The sequence below is a fragment of the Salipaludibacillus sp. HK11 genome, assembly GCF_047795645.1.
Classification (GTDB): domain Bacteria; phylum Bacillota; class Bacilli; order Bacillales; family Salisediminibacteriaceae; genus Salipaludibacillus.
Genome location: NZ_CP181045.1, coordinates 37,482 through 52,857, shown reverse-complemented (window position 1 = coordinate 52,857; position 15,376 = coordinate 37,482). Strand labels below are relative to the sequence as shown.

27 protein-coding genes are annotated in these 15,376 nt (G+C 36.4%); all 27 read right to left on the bottom strand.

Annotation, left to right across the window (positions count from 1 at the left end; genetic code table 11):
* Positions 1-11: 11 nt before the first annotated feature.
* Positions 12-668, bottom strand: coding sequence for an HK97 family phage prohead protease (locus ACM26V_RS00410; protein WP_416149497.1), 657 nt, complete (start codon positions 666-668; stop codon positions 12-14).
* Entirely contained in the window at positions 661-1,920 is a 1,260-nt protein-coding gene (locus ACM26V_RS00405) for a phage portal protein (RefSeq protein ID WP_416149496.1), read from the bottom strand. The genes ACM26V_RS00410 and ACM26V_RS00405 overlap by 8 nt, the downstream gene beginning before the upstream one ends.
* Before the next feature lie 204 nt (positions 1,921-2,124).
* A complete protein-coding gene (locus ACM26V_RS00400; RefSeq protein ID WP_416149495.1) occupies positions 2,125-3,873 on the bottom strand; it encodes a terminase large subunit in 1,749 nt (582 codons plus the stop codon).
* On the bottom strand, positions 3,870-4,196 hold the full coding sequence (locus ACM26V_RS00395) for a hypothetical protein (protein ID WP_416149494.1): 327 nt from the start codon (positions 4,194-4,196) through the stop codon (positions 3,870-3,872). The genes ACM26V_RS00400 and ACM26V_RS00395 overlap by 4 nt, the downstream gene beginning before the upstream one ends.
* Positions 4,197-4,303: 107 nt before the next feature.
* Positions 4,304-4,435 carry a hypothetical protein gene (locus ACM26V_RS00390; RefSeq protein ID WP_416149493.1) on the bottom strand — a complete coding sequence of 44 codons (132 nt, stop codon included), beginning with the start codon at positions 4,433-4,435 and terminating at the stop codon, positions 4,304-4,306.
* Positions 4,436-4,445: 10 nt separating this feature from the next.
* Positions 4,446-4,697: a Gp49 family protein gene (locus tag ACM26V_RS00385; protein ID WP_416149492.1), complete on the bottom strand. Its 252-nt coding sequence runs from the start codon at positions 4,695-4,697 to the stop codon at positions 4,446-4,448.
* A gap of 157 nt (positions 4,698-4,854) precedes the next feature.
* A complete protein-coding gene (locus ACM26V_RS00380) occupies positions 4,855-5,400 on the bottom strand; it encodes a hypothetical protein (RefSeq protein WP_416149491.1) in 546 nt (181 codons plus the stop codon).
* Positions 5,401-5,412: 12 nt separating this feature from the next.
* Positions 5,413-5,586, bottom strand: a complete 174-nt coding sequence (locus ACM26V_RS00375; protein ID WP_416149490.1) for a hypothetical protein — start codon at positions 5,584-5,586, stop codon at positions 5,413-5,415.
* Positions 5,587-5,907, bottom strand: a complete 321-nt coding sequence (locus tag ACM26V_RS00370; RefSeq protein ID WP_416149489.1) for a hypothetical protein — start codon at positions 5,905-5,907, stop codon at positions 5,587-5,589.
* An 11-nt stretch (positions 5,908-5,918) separates the two neighbouring features.
* Positions 5,919-6,602, bottom strand: coding sequence for an HNH endonuclease (locus tag ACM26V_RS00365; protein ID WP_416149488.1), 684 nt, complete (start codon positions 6,600-6,602; stop codon positions 5,919-5,921).
* Between the two features lies 1 nt (position 6,603).
* Positions 6,604-7,335 carry a phage terminase small subunit gene (terS, locus tag ACM26V_RS00360; protein WP_416149487.1) on the bottom strand — a complete coding sequence of 244 codons (732 nt, stop codon included), beginning with the start codon at positions 7,333-7,335 and terminating at the stop codon, positions 6,604-6,606.
* Between the two features lie 292 nt (positions 7,336-7,627).
* Complete coding sequence (locus ACM26V_RS00355; RefSeq protein ID WP_416149486.1) at positions 7,628-8,185, bottom strand: tyrosine-type recombinase/integrase; 558 nt, start codon at positions 8,183-8,185, stop codon at positions 7,628-7,630.
* Between the two features lie 454 nt (positions 8,186-8,639).
* Positions 8,640-9,038, bottom strand: a complete 399-nt coding sequence (locus tag ACM26V_RS00350) for an ArpU family phage packaging/lysis transcriptional regulator (RefSeq protein WP_416149485.1) — start codon at positions 9,036-9,038, stop codon at positions 8,640-8,642.
* A 20-nt stretch (positions 9,039-9,058) separates the two neighbouring features.
* The gene (locus tag ACM26V_RS00345) at positions 9,059-9,223 is read right to left on the bottom strand and encodes a hypothetical protein (RefSeq protein WP_416149484.1); all 165 of its coding nucleotides are present in this window, start codon (positions 9,221-9,223) and stop codon (positions 9,059-9,061) included.
* Positions 9,224-9,457: 234 nt separating this feature from the next.
* Complete coding sequence (locus tag ACM26V_RS00340; RefSeq protein WP_416149483.1) at positions 9,458-9,586, bottom strand: TFIIB-type zinc finger domain-containing protein; 129 nt, start codon at positions 9,584-9,586, stop codon at positions 9,458-9,460.
* Positions 9,587-9,615: 29 nt separating this feature from the next.
* Entirely contained in the window at positions 9,616-9,909 is a 294-nt protein-coding gene (locus tag ACM26V_RS00335) for a hypothetical protein (protein ID WP_416149482.1), read from the bottom strand.
* Between the two features lie 52 nt (positions 9,910-9,961).
* Positions 9,962-10,210 carry a hypothetical protein gene (locus ACM26V_RS00330; protein ID WP_416149481.1) on the bottom strand — a complete coding sequence of 83 codons (249 nt, stop codon included), beginning with the start codon at positions 10,208-10,210 and terminating at the stop codon, positions 9,962-9,964.
* Between the two features lie 136 nt (positions 10,211-10,346).
* Positions 10,347-10,649 (bottom strand): hypothetical protein, encoded by a 303-nt coding sequence (locus ACM26V_RS00325; protein ID WP_416149480.1) that lies wholly within the window; start codon positions 10,647-10,649, stop codon positions 10,347-10,349.
* On the bottom strand, positions 10,646-10,837 hold the full coding sequence (locus ACM26V_RS00320; protein ID WP_416149479.1) for a hypothetical protein: 192 nt from the start codon (positions 10,835-10,837) through the stop codon (positions 10,646-10,648). Before ACM26V_RS00320 ends, ACM26V_RS00325 begins: the two co-directional genes overlap by 4 nt.
* Positions 10,838-10,841: 4 nt before the next feature.
* The gene (locus ACM26V_RS00315; RefSeq protein WP_416149478.1) at positions 10,842-11,099 is read right to left on the bottom strand and encodes a hypothetical protein; all 258 of its coding nucleotides are present in this window, start codon (positions 11,097-11,099) and stop codon (positions 10,842-10,844) included.
* Positions 11,074-11,448: a hypothetical protein gene (locus ACM26V_RS00310; RefSeq protein WP_416149477.1), complete on the bottom strand. Its 375-nt coding sequence runs from the start codon at positions 11,446-11,448 to the stop codon at positions 11,074-11,076. Before ACM26V_RS00310 ends, ACM26V_RS00315 begins: the two co-directional genes overlap by 26 nt.
* A 163-nt stretch (positions 11,449-11,611) precedes the next feature.
* Positions 11,612-11,962 carry a hypothetical protein gene (locus ACM26V_RS00305; RefSeq protein WP_416149476.1) on the bottom strand — a complete coding sequence of 117 codons (351 nt, stop codon included), beginning with the start codon at positions 11,960-11,962 and terminating at the stop codon, positions 11,612-11,614.
* A 33-nt stretch (positions 11,963-11,995) separates the two neighbouring features.
* A complete protein-coding gene (locus tag ACM26V_RS00300) occupies positions 11,996-12,487 on the bottom strand; it encodes a hypothetical protein (protein WP_416149475.1) in 492 nt (163 codons plus the stop codon).
* A gap of 57 nt (positions 12,488-12,544) precedes the next feature.
* On the bottom strand, positions 12,545-12,700 hold the full coding sequence (locus ACM26V_RS00295; protein WP_416149474.1) for a hypothetical protein: 156 nt from the start codon (positions 12,698-12,700) through the stop codon (positions 12,545-12,547).
* A gap of 42 nt (positions 12,701-12,742) precedes the next feature.
* Positions 12,743-12,850: an anti-repressor SinI family protein gene (locus ACM26V_RS00290; protein WP_416149473.1), complete on the bottom strand. Its 108-nt coding sequence runs from the start codon at positions 12,848-12,850 to the stop codon at positions 12,743-12,745.
* A gap of 29 nt (positions 12,851-12,879) precedes the next feature.
* Positions 12,880-13,818 carry a DUF3102 domain-containing protein gene (locus ACM26V_RS00285; protein WP_416149472.1) on the bottom strand — a complete coding sequence of 313 codons (939 nt, stop codon included), beginning with the start codon at positions 13,816-13,818 and terminating at the stop codon, positions 12,880-12,882.
* Positions 13,819-13,830: 12 nt separating this feature from the next.
* Positions 13,831-15,372, bottom strand: a complete 1,542-nt coding sequence (locus ACM26V_RS00280) for a PcfJ domain-containing protein (RefSeq protein ID WP_416149471.1) — start codon at positions 15,370-15,372, stop codon at positions 13,831-13,833.
* Positions 15,373-15,376 lie beyond the last annotated feature (4 nt).

Below are 15,376 nucleotides of genomic sequence, written 5' to 3'. Positions count from 1 at the left end.
ATCCTTTTCGATTAATTTACGGAATTTATTAACTCCATTTCAATTGCTTTTCGTAGCTCTAAATCTTTCTCGTTTTGGTCATTATCCAATGACTCTGACTTAGCATTATCCAATGCCGCTTTATCCTCACTATCCAGTGATTCGTCACGAGCATTTATATTAGCCCCATCATATTGAGGGGAATATAACGCAGATATTTCATAAATCTTTTCGTACTTTATAATCTCTCGAGTTGGCAACTCTTCATCGAGATCACTCCAATTCTCTTCACTCGTTCTAAAAGCAAAACTCATTCCTGTGATGTCCTCTCTTTTCACGGCGGAATAAAGCGCCTTAGCTTCCGAATTATTTTCAACATCAAGTTCAGCACGAAAGTGCAACCCCTTATTGTCTACTGTTAACTGCATGGTAGAATTTCCGTTGTTGTTACGGCTCCTTGCGAGCGGTATTTTTCTATCTTGGTGATGAATAAACAACGGAACATCTTTCAAATCCGCTCCGTCTAAAGCTCCTCTTTTGATGATCTCCATAAACCAGCCACCAACATTGGTTCGTTCTTCGTAAATAATTGCATACCCTTCGACAATGTGGCCAGATTCTTCTGTCGGTTCTAGTGCTCGAAACTCTTGTATTTCGTGGAATCGTAAAACTTTATTAGGTTTAGTCACCTTCATCACCCTTTCCATTTTTGGAAGATCCGTGTTTCAATTGATACTCATCAATAATGTCCCGATTAATATAATTAAGACTTTGTGTCTTTCTTTCTCCTCCATCGATAGGTCCATATCCTAAAATGTGGAGTTTTTGATTGTCATTAAGTAGCCCCTGTTCACCTGTTGTCTTAATTAAAGCTAATTTATTTTTTGTGCTCAGGTACATCATGTCGCGCTGATAAAAAACAATTTCATTCCCATGCTCAAGTTCTCTTTTTGTAAATAGGCATTTTGAGAACCCTTGTCCAAGACCAATAACTACACTCTCTAAAACTCTCTCGTAAAAAGCTTGGTACTGATCATCCGTAAAGTCTCCACTCAAAATAGCCACAGATACTCCATAGTTTTTTAGGATTTTATTATCTAAAAAATCAAGAGTATCTTTATCTACCAGTTTCGGATCCATTTTTATATCTTGGTAATCACCTTTTAAATCCATTGGTAGAATACCAGTCTCACTTTTTCTAATCGCCTCTTCAAATCGTTTCCGCTCTTTTTCTTGGCTGCCGTCATCGAGCATCGTATTCATTTTTAAAATACCGCGAACGGTCATACTTGTTTTAATAGATTTTTCTAATCCTTGCAAAACACTATCGTTGATCTGCAACACTTTTAGCAAAGCTTCATTATCTGGTTGACCATTTATCCCGCCACCCATTACATCATTAACAGAGAACTTTTTTCTTAAGTGAATAACATCCGTATATGGCAATGTATAATCTATCCCTGTTTGAAAGATGAATTTGACAAATAGTTTGCCTTTTTCATCTTGTAGAAACTCAACTTGAGACGGATTAAGTGGATAAAGACCTGTGTATTCTTTTCGTTTTGCCCCTGATTTTCTATCAGTAATAATGTCATATGTTGGATAAATAAAGACATTTAAATTCATAAATAATAATGACACTGTTTTTTCCAAGAAATCTCTTGTTGTCATTAAGTCATTTGGACTGAATTTGAATAACCTATTTAGGCTTCCATTTACTACCGTCTGCATCCCATTTGAATCAGTACGTATATGTTTTGGTCTTAATTTTGATAACTCTGTGGCAACGACATCAACACACGAATTAACAACGTCAGAAGCATAGATGCTTTCTCCAAATTGGCTGAATATCGGAAGGGTCCCGTTCAACATTTGAGCGTGTCTCATTTGCTGATCATGTTGATTTTTATTATTTTTATTTAATAGGTTTTGCAGAATCAAGTGTCATCACCTTCTTTTGGCAAAAAAATAAGCAAATGCTAAGCAGCATATGCCTGTGGTAATATATCCAGCTGGTACATAAATTTTAAATACCCCTATCGAAATTAGTGTCATTCCCGATACAAGTAAAATATCATCAAGAAAATTTAATAGACTCATCAATATTTCTATATTTTTTTTCTTAATTTTATCGATCATCATTTATCACCTACCCACAATGGACAAAAATTCTGTTCGATTATCTGTATATATTTTATAACCAATGACCATAGTAACCGATCCATCAATCTTTTTATCTTCTTTCCCTTGCACTTTAACAGGCATAATTTCCATCTTAGAATTAATATTTAAAGCTGTATTTTCAAGGCACCACTTGTCTATTGGATTATTATTGTAATTAATTAAATTACTTTTCAGATCCGCTTCAACTAATTTCATTGGATCAGACATGCTGCCCCATGCTTGCGCAACGCGCTCGCAATCAAAGCCTATTTCCTCCATCTCCTTGACCCAATACGTAGCAGACCATTTATCATAACCAACTTTATAAGGGCGAATGTTATATTTCTTATATAGCTCTACAAACCAAGCAGTAACAAGACTAAAGTCATTTTCATTTCCTTCTGAAACTTCAATTAATCCTTCTCGAATCCACTTTTCGAACTTTTCTTTGTCTTCCTTTGGTAAATCAGCAATTTTTGCCTTAGGCATGAAGTATTTTTGAATCATATATTTTTTATTGCTTCCTGGCTTCATCATAATCATTCTTGCACTTCCTAAGTCCCCGGACTTTGCTAAGTCAACAGCTCCTATGCCAAAGCATCCTCTGAATTCATCAATATCAATTTCATCTTCGTTTTTAATATCTTCTGGCGTTAACCAGGCAGTAGCGTTGTTCTGTTTTAAATTAAAATCCTTCGACATTACAAATACTCGCATGGATTTACTAGTTTTAGCTTCATCAATCATTTTTCTGAGGAAACTACGTTTTTTAATCGTGCCCGCTCCTGGGTTAGATTTATCCCAAGATTTTTCATTCTGCCAAACTTCTTGTTCGCTATCTTGTGTATATAGCCATATCAACCACCGCGGACGCTCTATTTCTTTATTTAGTACTTTTCGAGCTTCTTTTAATCGATTATCTAAATATCCATCATTAACAACGCCTTCAGTTGTCAATTCAATATACAACGGATCGTCTTGTGTGGACACCGCTTGTCTTATAGGCATCGTTGATGTATTATCCTTTAATTCATGCGCTTCATCGACCGCACCAACTTTAATGTTTTTCCCTTCTTTTGCTCCTGTTTTTGCAGATATTTTTTTTATTTGTCCCTTATTCTTATAACTGAACTTCCCGGTCTTTTTTGGCTTTCTAGGATTGCCAAAGAAAATTCCTTTGATATTACTTCTTGTAACGTTAGTAAGAGTTTTACTTTCTTCTCTCATCGAATTTATTGCTTGAAACATTAAGTCCGCTTGTTCATAGTCATTGCTGGAACACAGTATTCTTGTCCCAATTTCTCCACAAAAAAATTCAGCCAGACAAAGGGCTGAAATTAAAGGTGTTTTACCATTTTTTCTTGCTACTAGAAATAAAATATCTTGATAAAGTCTGATCCAACGATTTATTTCATCGTCATATATTAGAAAAATATAAATAGATTCTACAAAAGCTTTTTGAAATAGTTCAAGTAGAAATGGTTTACCAGCAAATGGTGCTTCGAAATGTTTACACTCTGATTCAATAAACTTGATTCGTTTATGTCCTTCTTCAAATTCAATTTTTATTTCTTCATCTTGAAAGTGTTCCATGAGCATATCTAGTTGTAACATTAGTTCATTCCCTATAATTATTTCGCCTTTTTTACATTTATCTACATATTCTAGCAAATAGGAATGCGTACCCTTATATTCGTAAGGATTCACCTGTAATTTTTGACCTGGTATCATTCATAATCACTCAGATCGTCTTCATCCTCAATGGTATTCTTATTCAAAACACCATTTAGAGTCTTTATCACGACTGAGTAACTATTAATGTTTCTAAGATACTGCTTGGCTGACTCAACTGTTCTTTGCCTACTTGGATTTTTCGGATTGATTTCAACCATGCCCGTGTCGGCCATAGAATCTTTCAATATTTTATTTTCAGATTTTAAGAAGGCTGCATCCTCTATAAGTCCCTCCACCATTTTTCGTTTTGAGTCCTCAACTTCTTCGAATATTTTGGTTAATTTTTCTAGTTCTTCTTCATAAACGGCCCTTTTAGGCATGGTTTAAAATACCTCCTGCCTTTTTCAAAATTTGAGGCGTGTGTCAGAGTTGTGTTCCCCCTTCGGTCCCTGTGGCTCTGTAAACCCACCTAATCCGGGGGGGATATTCATTCAATCCACTGCCAGTTCGTCATCCTTAACGGTGGTTGTATAGTAGATACTGACACTGTACTCCCATGAAAGAACAAAGCAATAGATACAAAGAGTATCCATTTGTTTTTCTTTATCCATCTCTTCATCTAGCTCACCTCAGTTCCTTGAACACTGGAGTCTATATCCTTCTAACTCCCACAACTTGTTTGTGATTCGTTCCATACATATATCAAATGCTATATCTGAATCAAAGTTTGCTGGATCAACACATGAGCTTGATTCAACAATAACGAATCCACTTGGTAACGTGCATACAACTACGGTTGTCTTACTACCATAGTTCCTAGCTTCCACCGATGAATTGTCTACTAGATTCTCTATCTGATCTTGCGTTACTGTCCTACTCATTGGTCGATCCTTCTCTATATATTTACCAGGAAACATCGGACGTTTGCACTTTGGACAGTTTACTCCATATAAATTATGTCCAAGTCCATCTATTAAAAGAGTCTCCTTACAACTATTACAGTGACAATGTGTATCCCTCTCTCGCATCTTCTTCACCTCATTCCGTATCGGTGCTTACTATCACAAACGGTTCCCTTACTCCCCCACTAAATTGCTGCGCGGCCATTAAAGATTCTTTGATTCTTTCTATTGGTTCTTTATCTATGTTTGAATATAAGCTTCCGTTTGCTATCTCTTGTCCGCAACCTACAGCACCGTATGATAATGAGTACCTACCAACTTGGAAGTCATCTCCGACGTAGAATAGATCTCCTTTATATCCAACAAGGAATGTTCCACCGGATTCTTCTCCACTGTCGTTCTTGGAGAAACCTCCTTCCTTCAAACATTTGCGTAGAGATTCAACAAACTCTGTAACCATATATTCATAAGTATCAACGTTTGGTTTGTGATATGGGATATCTAGTTTGTATCTCAATAACTGACCCATGCGAAAAGAAGATGTGAAACCCATAATGAATTCCCCTTTTTTAAATACTTTCTCATCGGCACGAACTGTTATACTGTATCCTGCTACGCCTGCACTATCTCCGCCTAAATGTACTCTGCCATCTTTACCAACAATTCCAACAATACAAGTCATATATAAGCCACCTTATTTCTTATCCAATGTTAATCTTTCAATCTCTTTCTTTGTTTCTTTAATACTTTCTTCCAGTTTGAATTTATCGTTTAACAGAACGCTTGTACCCTTGGTCATATCATTTAATACAATTAAATACTCCACTAGTAGCTTCACTTTCTTTTCCTTTTTCGCTAACCATTTCATTTAACAAACACTCCTCTCTTTTATATAACTTAGTATTTTCCATTTATCTACAAACGCACCGTCTCTACAGTTAGGGCAAACTTTAACCTCAGAATATTCTTTTTTCGTGTGGTTAATAACTTCAGTGTAATTGCATTTAAGGCATTTATATCCTGTCATGTATTTTTTGATAGATTCATAAGAAATGTGTTCTTCGTTTGGATCATAAGGTTCTGGCATAACTGGAGCTTTACACTTGGGGCAATTAATTCCATCTTTTTCTTTGTTCGTAGAAATTAAAATACCACACGTTTTTTCCATACATCTATATTGCGTCCTCATTAGTTACCACCTCATTCCGTATAAGTATCAAACCATTTCTCAATGTATCCTTTCCACTCATCTTTCCTGTGTTGTCGTTCTTCATCTTGTTCTAATCGGTTCAAGCATTCTTCTTGGCTCACATCACAAAAAATAAGCTCAGCTCCTAAATCATCAGCTAAGCGATTGCGTTTATATTTGTCTGCATAACCTCCAATTACCCAAGCGTTATGCCACTTACCATAGCGTGTTTTAATATTGTCTATTAATTGGCTATGTATTCCAATCACATTATTAAATAGATTGTCAGGTTTGTCGTAGCTTGGTAACAGCGATACTGCTGCATATAAAGTATCCATATCAACGACCATATCACCACGTTCAATTTGCTGTTTAACGAATGTATTTTTTCCACTCATCGGCGGTCCATATACAAGGAAAACTTCTTTAGCACCTTTGTATCCAAATCTTTTATGCTCTTTGTTGTGACAATCAAAACAAACGATTTTAATGTTATCTGGATTAAGACTAATATTATGATCTTTTACATTCTCAGGTGTGAGCTCCTTTATATGATGTCCAATCAGTTCCTTAGATCTAGCAATAACTCTGTTACATCGAGAGCACTTATTTCCACGTTCAGAAATTAGTAGTAATCGAAGTGTGATCCACTCATCCGATGCATAAAAAGATTTAATAATAGCATGTTTAGCCATGTCACCATACCTTTGATTCAACTGCTTTAATATCAGCTTTTATTTTGTTTACTCTTAGTCTGTGTTCTTCCTGCGCCTCGTCTGGCGGCAACGTACGAATCATTTCTTCGTACAATTTAATCTTGCTATTTATAGCTTTCATTGCTGCCGCTTGTGATGTAAGAGCCTTTGCTTGTTTGTCCCATGCAAATTGGATTTCATACTCTCGCTCACCGGTTGTTTCGACCCATTCAGTAACCTTCTCACCATGCTCATTAATTACTTCGACTTCCTCTTTAAAGAATTTTTCTTTCTTTAATTCCTTTGACATATCACCTTGATCTTTGACGAACATAATTTTTTGAGCTCTAATAAAGTTCGTGAAACCAACTAGAATCTCTTCATGCAAAATATCTAAAGTGCTCATTCCTTCTCTAACAGCGTCATAGATTTCTTTCAACTCATTATCATCTGGTAGCCATTTTCGAAACATTCCATGTTTTACAGCTTTTTCATTTCCTTCAGGTCCACCCACGCCACCTTTATTACCTACTGCATTTTTATTCCGATATGGAGCTCCACGTTTAGGTTCAGTAATCGGTATTGCATCCCACTTATCTATACTCTTCCATTTTCTAATTTGGGTTGCGCTTACCTCTACCTCTTCAGCAATCTCCTTCGGCTTCTTTTCTCTTCCACTTGCCAACCATATTTTTAATGCTTTAAGTCGTTTCGGACTCATTGGTCTTGCCACCGACTACACCCCACCTCCAAACATAATTGAGTTGGTTTTCACGTTTTTAAATTTAGCATCATGAGCGATCTGTGAGACGTCTTAAAATTGATGTAAAATCACTAGTGAAACTCTCTAAAATCGCGAATGAAAAACACTCTGTTTTCTCCTAATATCTGTCTCTGCGGTGAACCATAACACATATTGTGTTGAACTTAATAAATCGGCTTCTCCCTTTGGTATTTCTAAGGATTCATTACTTTAAAAAATATTAGTGCCACATAGACACTATTTTGTTGTACTAAATATCAAGTCATAACCTTACAATTGCCTCGTCTAACATGTCTTGCGTTAGTCCGATATATAGTAAAGTAGTTGAAGATTTACTATGACCGAAAGATTGCATTAGTAATGCTATGTTGTTTGGATCTTGTCTGTAAAGAAAATATCCCCACGTCTTTCTCATCGTGTGACATCCTATTTCTTTTAATCCAAATTCTCTAGCAGCATCATTTAACATTTTATAAGCAGTACTCCGGTCAATAGGTTGGCCTCTTAATTGGCTCTTTTTTTTAATCTGTCTACTAGCGAATAAAAATTCATCATCCCTTCGGCCTTCAATGTAATTTTCTAGATCTTGTCTAATTTTAGGATGAATGATAAATTTCTTTTTGTTACCGTTTTTCTGCTCTTTAATGTTAATGTGTGTTCCTTTAACCATACTAACTCTAAGTTTACAAAGGTCACTGACTCTTAATCCTGAATAAATACCAAAACAAAAAAACAGATAGTTTCTCATGCTTCTTAGTTTCAGATATTCTTTTATACCCTCTATAATGTATGGGTCTCGAATTGGTTGGACGAAATTCACATGATATCACCGGCCTTAAAATAAATTAAAAAGCACTCAATTTAATGAATGCTTTTTCTATGAATCACCATTTATTTATTAACAATTCCTTGCAAGACACTACATTTTAATGTTCTCCAAGCAATACACCCTCTCGTTTCCATCTTTCAGGAGAGTTAAGATGTCGAGACGATGCTACATGTCAAAGTAACAACGACTAATTAGGTGGACTTTTTTGGAACCACCTTGCCCGCGCATTGATCAGACGCAACTTGTACTAAGCTCCTGCCATGTCTCTCCTGGTTAAGACTACATGGCGATCGACACTATTCTGAACAATCCCGGTACGCCGTTGATATTGGAGTTAGGCGTTTCTCCTATATCAATAGCTTAATTATAAATAGATTAAAATGAGGTCCCCAATTTGGTTCCTTTTTTGGTACCCTTTTTGTTCGTTTTTTGTCCGTTTTAGCATTTAAATTATGTCTAGAGCTCTCGCCATGTTAATGATTGCTGACTTTTTCTTGACATAATATTTCCCTTTTTTCATTCCGATATCCGAGTAAATTTCTACATCACTCACCACAATGGACTGCAAGTACTTCCTATTAATGATCGTTCTCTCTTGATCATCGATGCTTCCTTCCAGCGCTCGATCAACTTGTTTCACATAAAGTTCTTCTGCTTCATCAATATTCTTAATTCCATTTGCAGCACGTAATGATGGGAAAAGTAAGACGCCTTTCTCTATCTGCTCTTTTCTGTTTTGTAATTTTATTTTAAGTGATCGATAATTTCTCAATTCATCAATAAGTGCCTTTTGCACTTCATTTTCTGCTATGTCTTTATGACCCAATGTTAATTCTTCCACCATATATACTCACTCCCCATAAATTAATTTTGTCTAAATGCCCCACCACGTCCTCGATTATATGTTGGTCTATTTGTACCCATAAGTTCATGTAAATCTGCTTTAGATAGTTTTTCTGATTTCTTTTTCTTATCTTTATACTGTTTTTGCCTTTTCCATTTCTTCATTTCTGTTTTAACATTCCTCATGTCATCCCCCCATAAAAATTTAAATAAAAAAGGCACAACATTAACCAAATTTGGTTAGTGTTGTGCCCTCGGTTTTTCCGATAGGCTTATTAAATTTTCCTCTATTTCATTTCTTCCCTTATAACTTGTTTCTGCCATTCGATCTGTTCGTCGTGCTCTTGTTGTGGTGTTTTATCCTCGCTCATGTGAATTTCACCACTTTCATATTTAGCTGATTTGGAATGTGTATTATAACTATTTTCTATAATCTATCTCATAATCATTTGTATCTTGGTTAAAATGACATTTTTCACATATCTTTTTACCGTCAATTAATTCTACTCTTACACGACCACAATTCTTACATTCATCGCTTACGTACATTCAAAGTCACTCCTTATTCGGACTACACACTAATTATTGATTGCTTCTTCTGCTATTGAAGCGACTTCGTCTTCATAAAAATCACCTTTTCGTAAAGCAATCTCCTTTAATGCTTTTTCATAACGAATTAACTTTTCTTGCAAAGAATAATGTTCTTCTTCCATTCCGTTGCTCACAAACATAATTTTTTCATTGAGTTTTTCTTGGAGGTTCTCAGCCTTCTCTGCACGTTCTAAGAGCCAAAACATATTATCGGCACGTAATTCCTTAATCGGGTATCTATATTGATCTAAAATATCCATTTTTATTTCATCTAATCGCATAGTTATTTTCCACCCCTCCTCTGACCTAAATTCCTCCTTTGCAGTTTCTCTCTTATTCATTCCCACTCATCATTTTTGCTGCCATTGACCGTTTAAATCTTAGCGATTCTGTCAATCTCACTTGCGCTCTGCCTTTTGCATTCAGAGAAGATTCAAATCCTAGGATGATCTTTGTACCAATAACATGATCTATCTGTTTTTCTGGAAAACCATCTGTTGCTTGATTTAAGATTTTTTGTAACTCCTTTGCGCTCATTCCTTCTGTCTCAACAACTTGATATAACCTGTGATTATCTTCCACCTCAATCACTCCACCTTTTCACCGAAATAGACAATTAACAAAATCAATACAAAATAAGATATTGTTAATAAAATTGGATGTTCGTCAAAATATTTAATAAATACTCCTATTAATTTATTGAAAAAATTAGCGATGTTCACAAATTATTCCTCGCCCTAGCCATCATTGGCTTACGATCCATGACTTGATCTCGAAGAGGTATCTTTCTCTTTATTCTCCATCGATGCTTAAGGCGTTCAATCTTGTATTCTTTGAAAAGGTTAGAAATGATCTCCCACACCGATTCAGCAACACCTTTGAAAACCTTAATCATACTTTCAACGGCAGATAAAACCGCATCTGGATTAATCCCTGTCTTATACAAGAAAACCTCTCTGTATTGAGTCTCTATGCTTATCCCTTTCGACCACATCAACTTATCGTTATATACACATTTCATTCCTTCCACCCAACCTCTCGTCCTATCTCCGCTAATGAATGAAATGTGTTTTGTTTCGTAGCTTCTACCAACTTAAATGCTTCTTGAGGGCTATATCCTTCACTCTCTACCAAACGAGCTAACCCAGCGACGATAAGTTGTAACCCATGACTTGTGTATAATTTCTGTTTGAATTCATTCGCATGCATTTCTTCACCCTCCAATTAATTGCCGAAATGTAAATCTAATATTTGCGTTATTCGTCGCTTTGTTATCCAAGCTCAAATGAAACAATGCTAGAAACGTTTCATTTGAGCTCCTTTTTATGGTTTTGGCTATTTCCGGTAAAGATACACCTTCAAGCCATAACTTTTTAATTTGAGTTAATTCAGAGCTATTGGACATCAAGTCGACATCCTCTAATAAGACAACTGGTACCGGATGTTTAACTGCCTGATCTACTACCGACATTCTTTAGCACCTCAATATTTTTGACGTATTCCTTCAGGTGCTTCTCTGTTTCCTTGTGCGTTTGGATTTGGGTATTTAAGTTTTGCATCTTGATATTCTGATCTCCGACCTTTTTGGTAGCACTAGCGAGTGATTTTTGTAATCTAGCAATCTCTTGCGCTTGTTTTTGTTCCAGCTGCACATGATCTTCGAGTAGAATTTCTAAGTCGATCGCTTTCTTTGCTTTTTCGATGAGCCATTCATAATCAACGTCCTCTAACTCGTATCCAGTTACGACGTCTGTAAGTCCATCAACGATAGTGAGAGTCATAAATTCAATGTTTTCCAGTCGTTGCTTGTCCGTTGTCATCTTTACCCCTCCCATCAAAATCAAAAGTCGCTTTACACACAAGGCAATTCGATATCTTCTCTCGCAACATTTCGTACTTGTCGTAGGTCCGTCCACATCCACTACACGTCAGTATTCCAGAACGAGTCTTCTGCATGGTACCAACTCCCTATGGGGTTTTTGGCTATTCATTCATTTCTTTTGATGCTTCGAACTTCTCTAAAGAAATCTCAATGTTAACTGGTTCGTACACTTTTAAAATTTCCTCAAAATCAAAAGAGACAATTGCATCTTTGCCGAATTTTTCTATCATGAATTTTTTATGTGCTTCTGACTCTTTTCGTACATTCTCAATATCTGATTCATCTGGCATTAACAAATCTTTTCTGTAAATCATAAAAGCGCACTGGATTTCCTCAATCGTTATATCTAAATCAGCATCTTCAAATTCTCCTAAATCCATCGATGATGGTAAGTAACGATTATTTTTTAAATTGTTTTTTAGGACAATTATAGGAACCATTTTTTCACTCATTTATACATCTCCTTAGGTATCTCGGACTATTAACTAATCTCTTTGTGACTCCATAAACTTTTTCGCTTGGATCAACTCTTTCACATTCCTTCTAACTAAAATGTCGTAGCAATCGCCAACTAAATTCGTTAACTGTTCTTGAAAATCCACCCTTAAAGATGACGGGCAATCTAATCTGTTAGGCGTTGTCTTTTTGATGCTTTCCTCGTCCTCTGGACAACACTGATCAAAGCTATTCCACATGCAATATCTATTATTGCATTCCATTGACACCAACCTCCTTTTCGTCACATATCCCTCTTCATAATCCAATTTAACGATCTTCATTTCCCAACATTCAGAGATAAAGTTAGCTATCTCTAGTTGAGATTCACCAAAAATATAAGCTTTTTCTCGGTCATTTGTTAACGTGTGATGAAAGCCGATGTCAGAATCATTGGAAATATAACTATAGACAACGTCTGGCCATTTCCCCTTTATTTTTGAAGTTTTTAAGTAACTTTGACAGACAATGAATTCCTCCACATGATCACTCCTTAGTGAGAAATATCGCTTTAGTGCTGGTTATCCTCGCACTGTGCATCAAACGAAATTCCCTACACCGTTCACAAGAACTACTTTGTCATTTATAAATTCAACTTTCGTTATTTTAGAAATTTTAAAAGGTTTCTTTTCTTGCGTGATAATGTCACCAATTTTTATTTGTTGCGGTCCTTCAATTACAGTAGAAAATATCATTTTATTCATCCTCTCCATTGTTGAACAGTTTCTCTCAACTCATCAACGCTTTAAAAATGCCCTCACTTCCTCCACACTTAACCCCATCCGCTTTGCCTCTACCATCAATGCATGCCATTCCATTTCGTTTTGTAGTGACTTTTCAGCCATATCAACCGCCCCTTTTCAGTTACAAATTTTCAAAGGACTCTTTCACCCATTTTATTGAGCAATCCTTCAATTGCTTTTTTGTACCTTTCTTGCGCATCTGGATCCGTCTTACCTATCTCATCCAAGGTTCCTAGTAATCCTTGAAATTCCTCGACTAACGAATCAAAACGAACACCAAATTTAACTATTGCTTTGTTGTCCTGGCTTTTGACTTTTTCCCTTAGATCAGCAAGCTCTTTTTGTATCTCATCAGGAACAACTTCAATGGTTTCTGTAGAAGAAACTTCGATAGGTTTTTTGTTTAATTCTTTCTTGAGGTTTTTAAAATCTTCCTCTAGTCTCAATTTTTCTGCGTCTGACTTGAAAAGTTCTTCCTTGAGACGATCGATCTCTATTTCTTCAGATCCTTGATCAATCTTCTCTTGTAACTCTCGAGTCAATTTGCTGTTACGCTCATTTTCTTCGCGGATAGCAGCATGCTCTTTCTCAATCTTCTTCTTGGCCAACAATTCCTTTTCGGCCTTTTCCTCGCTTAATCTCAATTCCTCTTCAAAGCGATTTCTCTCATCGATAGCTTTCTTTAATTCTCTTGTAGACATTTCTTCAACATTGTTTTCAGAGACGAATGCTTCTCTCTCCTCTGCCGGCACTCCTAGTAACGCAACTGCTTGCGAGTAAGATAATTGTTCAAACGCTTGTGCTTTTACGTTATCTCCAAAAATGCTAAGTTGATCCGATGCAAATTGATCGAATATTTTCAGTAGGTTCACAGCTGTCGTTTTCGAATAATCTACGTGTTGTTCTAGCCATTTTCCCCACTCACCATGAGGGATGAGCTGCTTTGCTTCCGATAGCCTGCGGCCGATCTCGATAGAGTTGATTAATAGCGTCTTTCGGGTTTGCTCTTTTATGCTGTTGATTTCCGTCGCAATGACTGCCGGCGTCCTGTCTACTGACACTTCATTCATTTGATTCACTCCCTATGCTGTTTGAGCGACTTTTTTATTTGTTTCACTTGCCTTTTTTAGCTTTGTATTTGCAAACTCATCGAGAAAGGAATTGATCTTCTTAGTGGCCATTTGATTTTTATAACCAGATACTTGCCCCACTCTATTGCCTCTTACTTCCACTGTATAAAAAGGCTTGTCTGGTTCTTCTGCTTTTCTAAGGAGGAATATACTAGTTACTCCTTTCGCGTGTTTCTCTGCGTAACCGCCTATGCAGTGTTCTAATAAATTTCCTTCCCGAATCAATTCCCGGCAACTTTCCGCAGGTCTAATAACTAATCCATCGCATTCGAAAATTAATTTGCTGAGTTCCTTAAGCCTTTTTGTGAATTTTTCATTTAATTCCTTGTCTTCTTTGTGCTTGATTTTTTTGATTGTGCTCTGATGCGCCTTATCTAAGTTCGTAGGAAACAAAATCATGTCTTGACTCGTGTCCATGTTCAATTTTTTACAGTCGTCCAGATAATCTTTCCATGTCAATATTACAGATTCTTCGTTATGGTACCTCATGGATTTATAATTCTTTCTTTCATATTGCTTTATTACATAATTATATATCTTCCGAATCGTGGTACTTTTACTAATTTTTTTGACAGTCTCAGAAGTGTAACTATCTATCCTCCTAGTGAAGTCGCACGCCTCTTCGATAGTTAATTTTGACCCATCTTTTTTAGACAATTGGTAAATTCGAAGAGTAAACGCTTCGATATAAACACCTGATTTGACGATTGTTTTAAGTTCACTCTTAGTAACCCTTAGTACCTTTTCTAGCGTTTTACCTCTCCAGTTAATGGCTCCGAAAGTCTTGTTCCCGTATAATTTGTCATAAACTAAGTTCTTCCAACCGATTTTTGTCAAGTACTCGACACAAGGATATTTGGCTGCTATATCGAAGAACTTGACCAATAATTCATTTGTTTCGTACTCCTCCCATGTGCTGTATTGAAACTGCGTATCGCTCACTGCCTTTTTAATATTTTCAGTAGAGTAGAAACAAGGATGATGTTGCATTGCGCCGGAACTTTCCGAAAACACAGTCGCTCTTTTATGCCACTCTCCGACCCAACTTTCATATTTGATCATCACGCTATTGCCTGGTTCGAATAAATACTTGACGCTTGTTTGGCGCTTCGTCTTAACTTCCTTGTAATCACCGCTGTAATCCCTGACAACAAAAATACCTCTAGCGATAATTGCTTTGGGATTTTCTATCGATTTTTCATACCAAACGATATAAGCTGTATCGAAAAGGTTCTTTCTGCCTCGTCCGCTTGCTTTTACGGAACATTCTGATCCACACTCTTCGCAAATCACTATCTCGTTGTGTTTAAAGTTGTCTGTCCTCATCGTTTTTTCACAGTGAGTGCAATATCCGTATTGCTGACGAGATTTGCTGCGTTCAGTGAAGATATATCGACTCCGTAATAATGCAACATCTGTCACATAATTCATGAATTCAGTACTGAAATCTGCTGGAAAATGGTTTAGTATTTCTTTTATTTGTTGGCTCGCCATACTT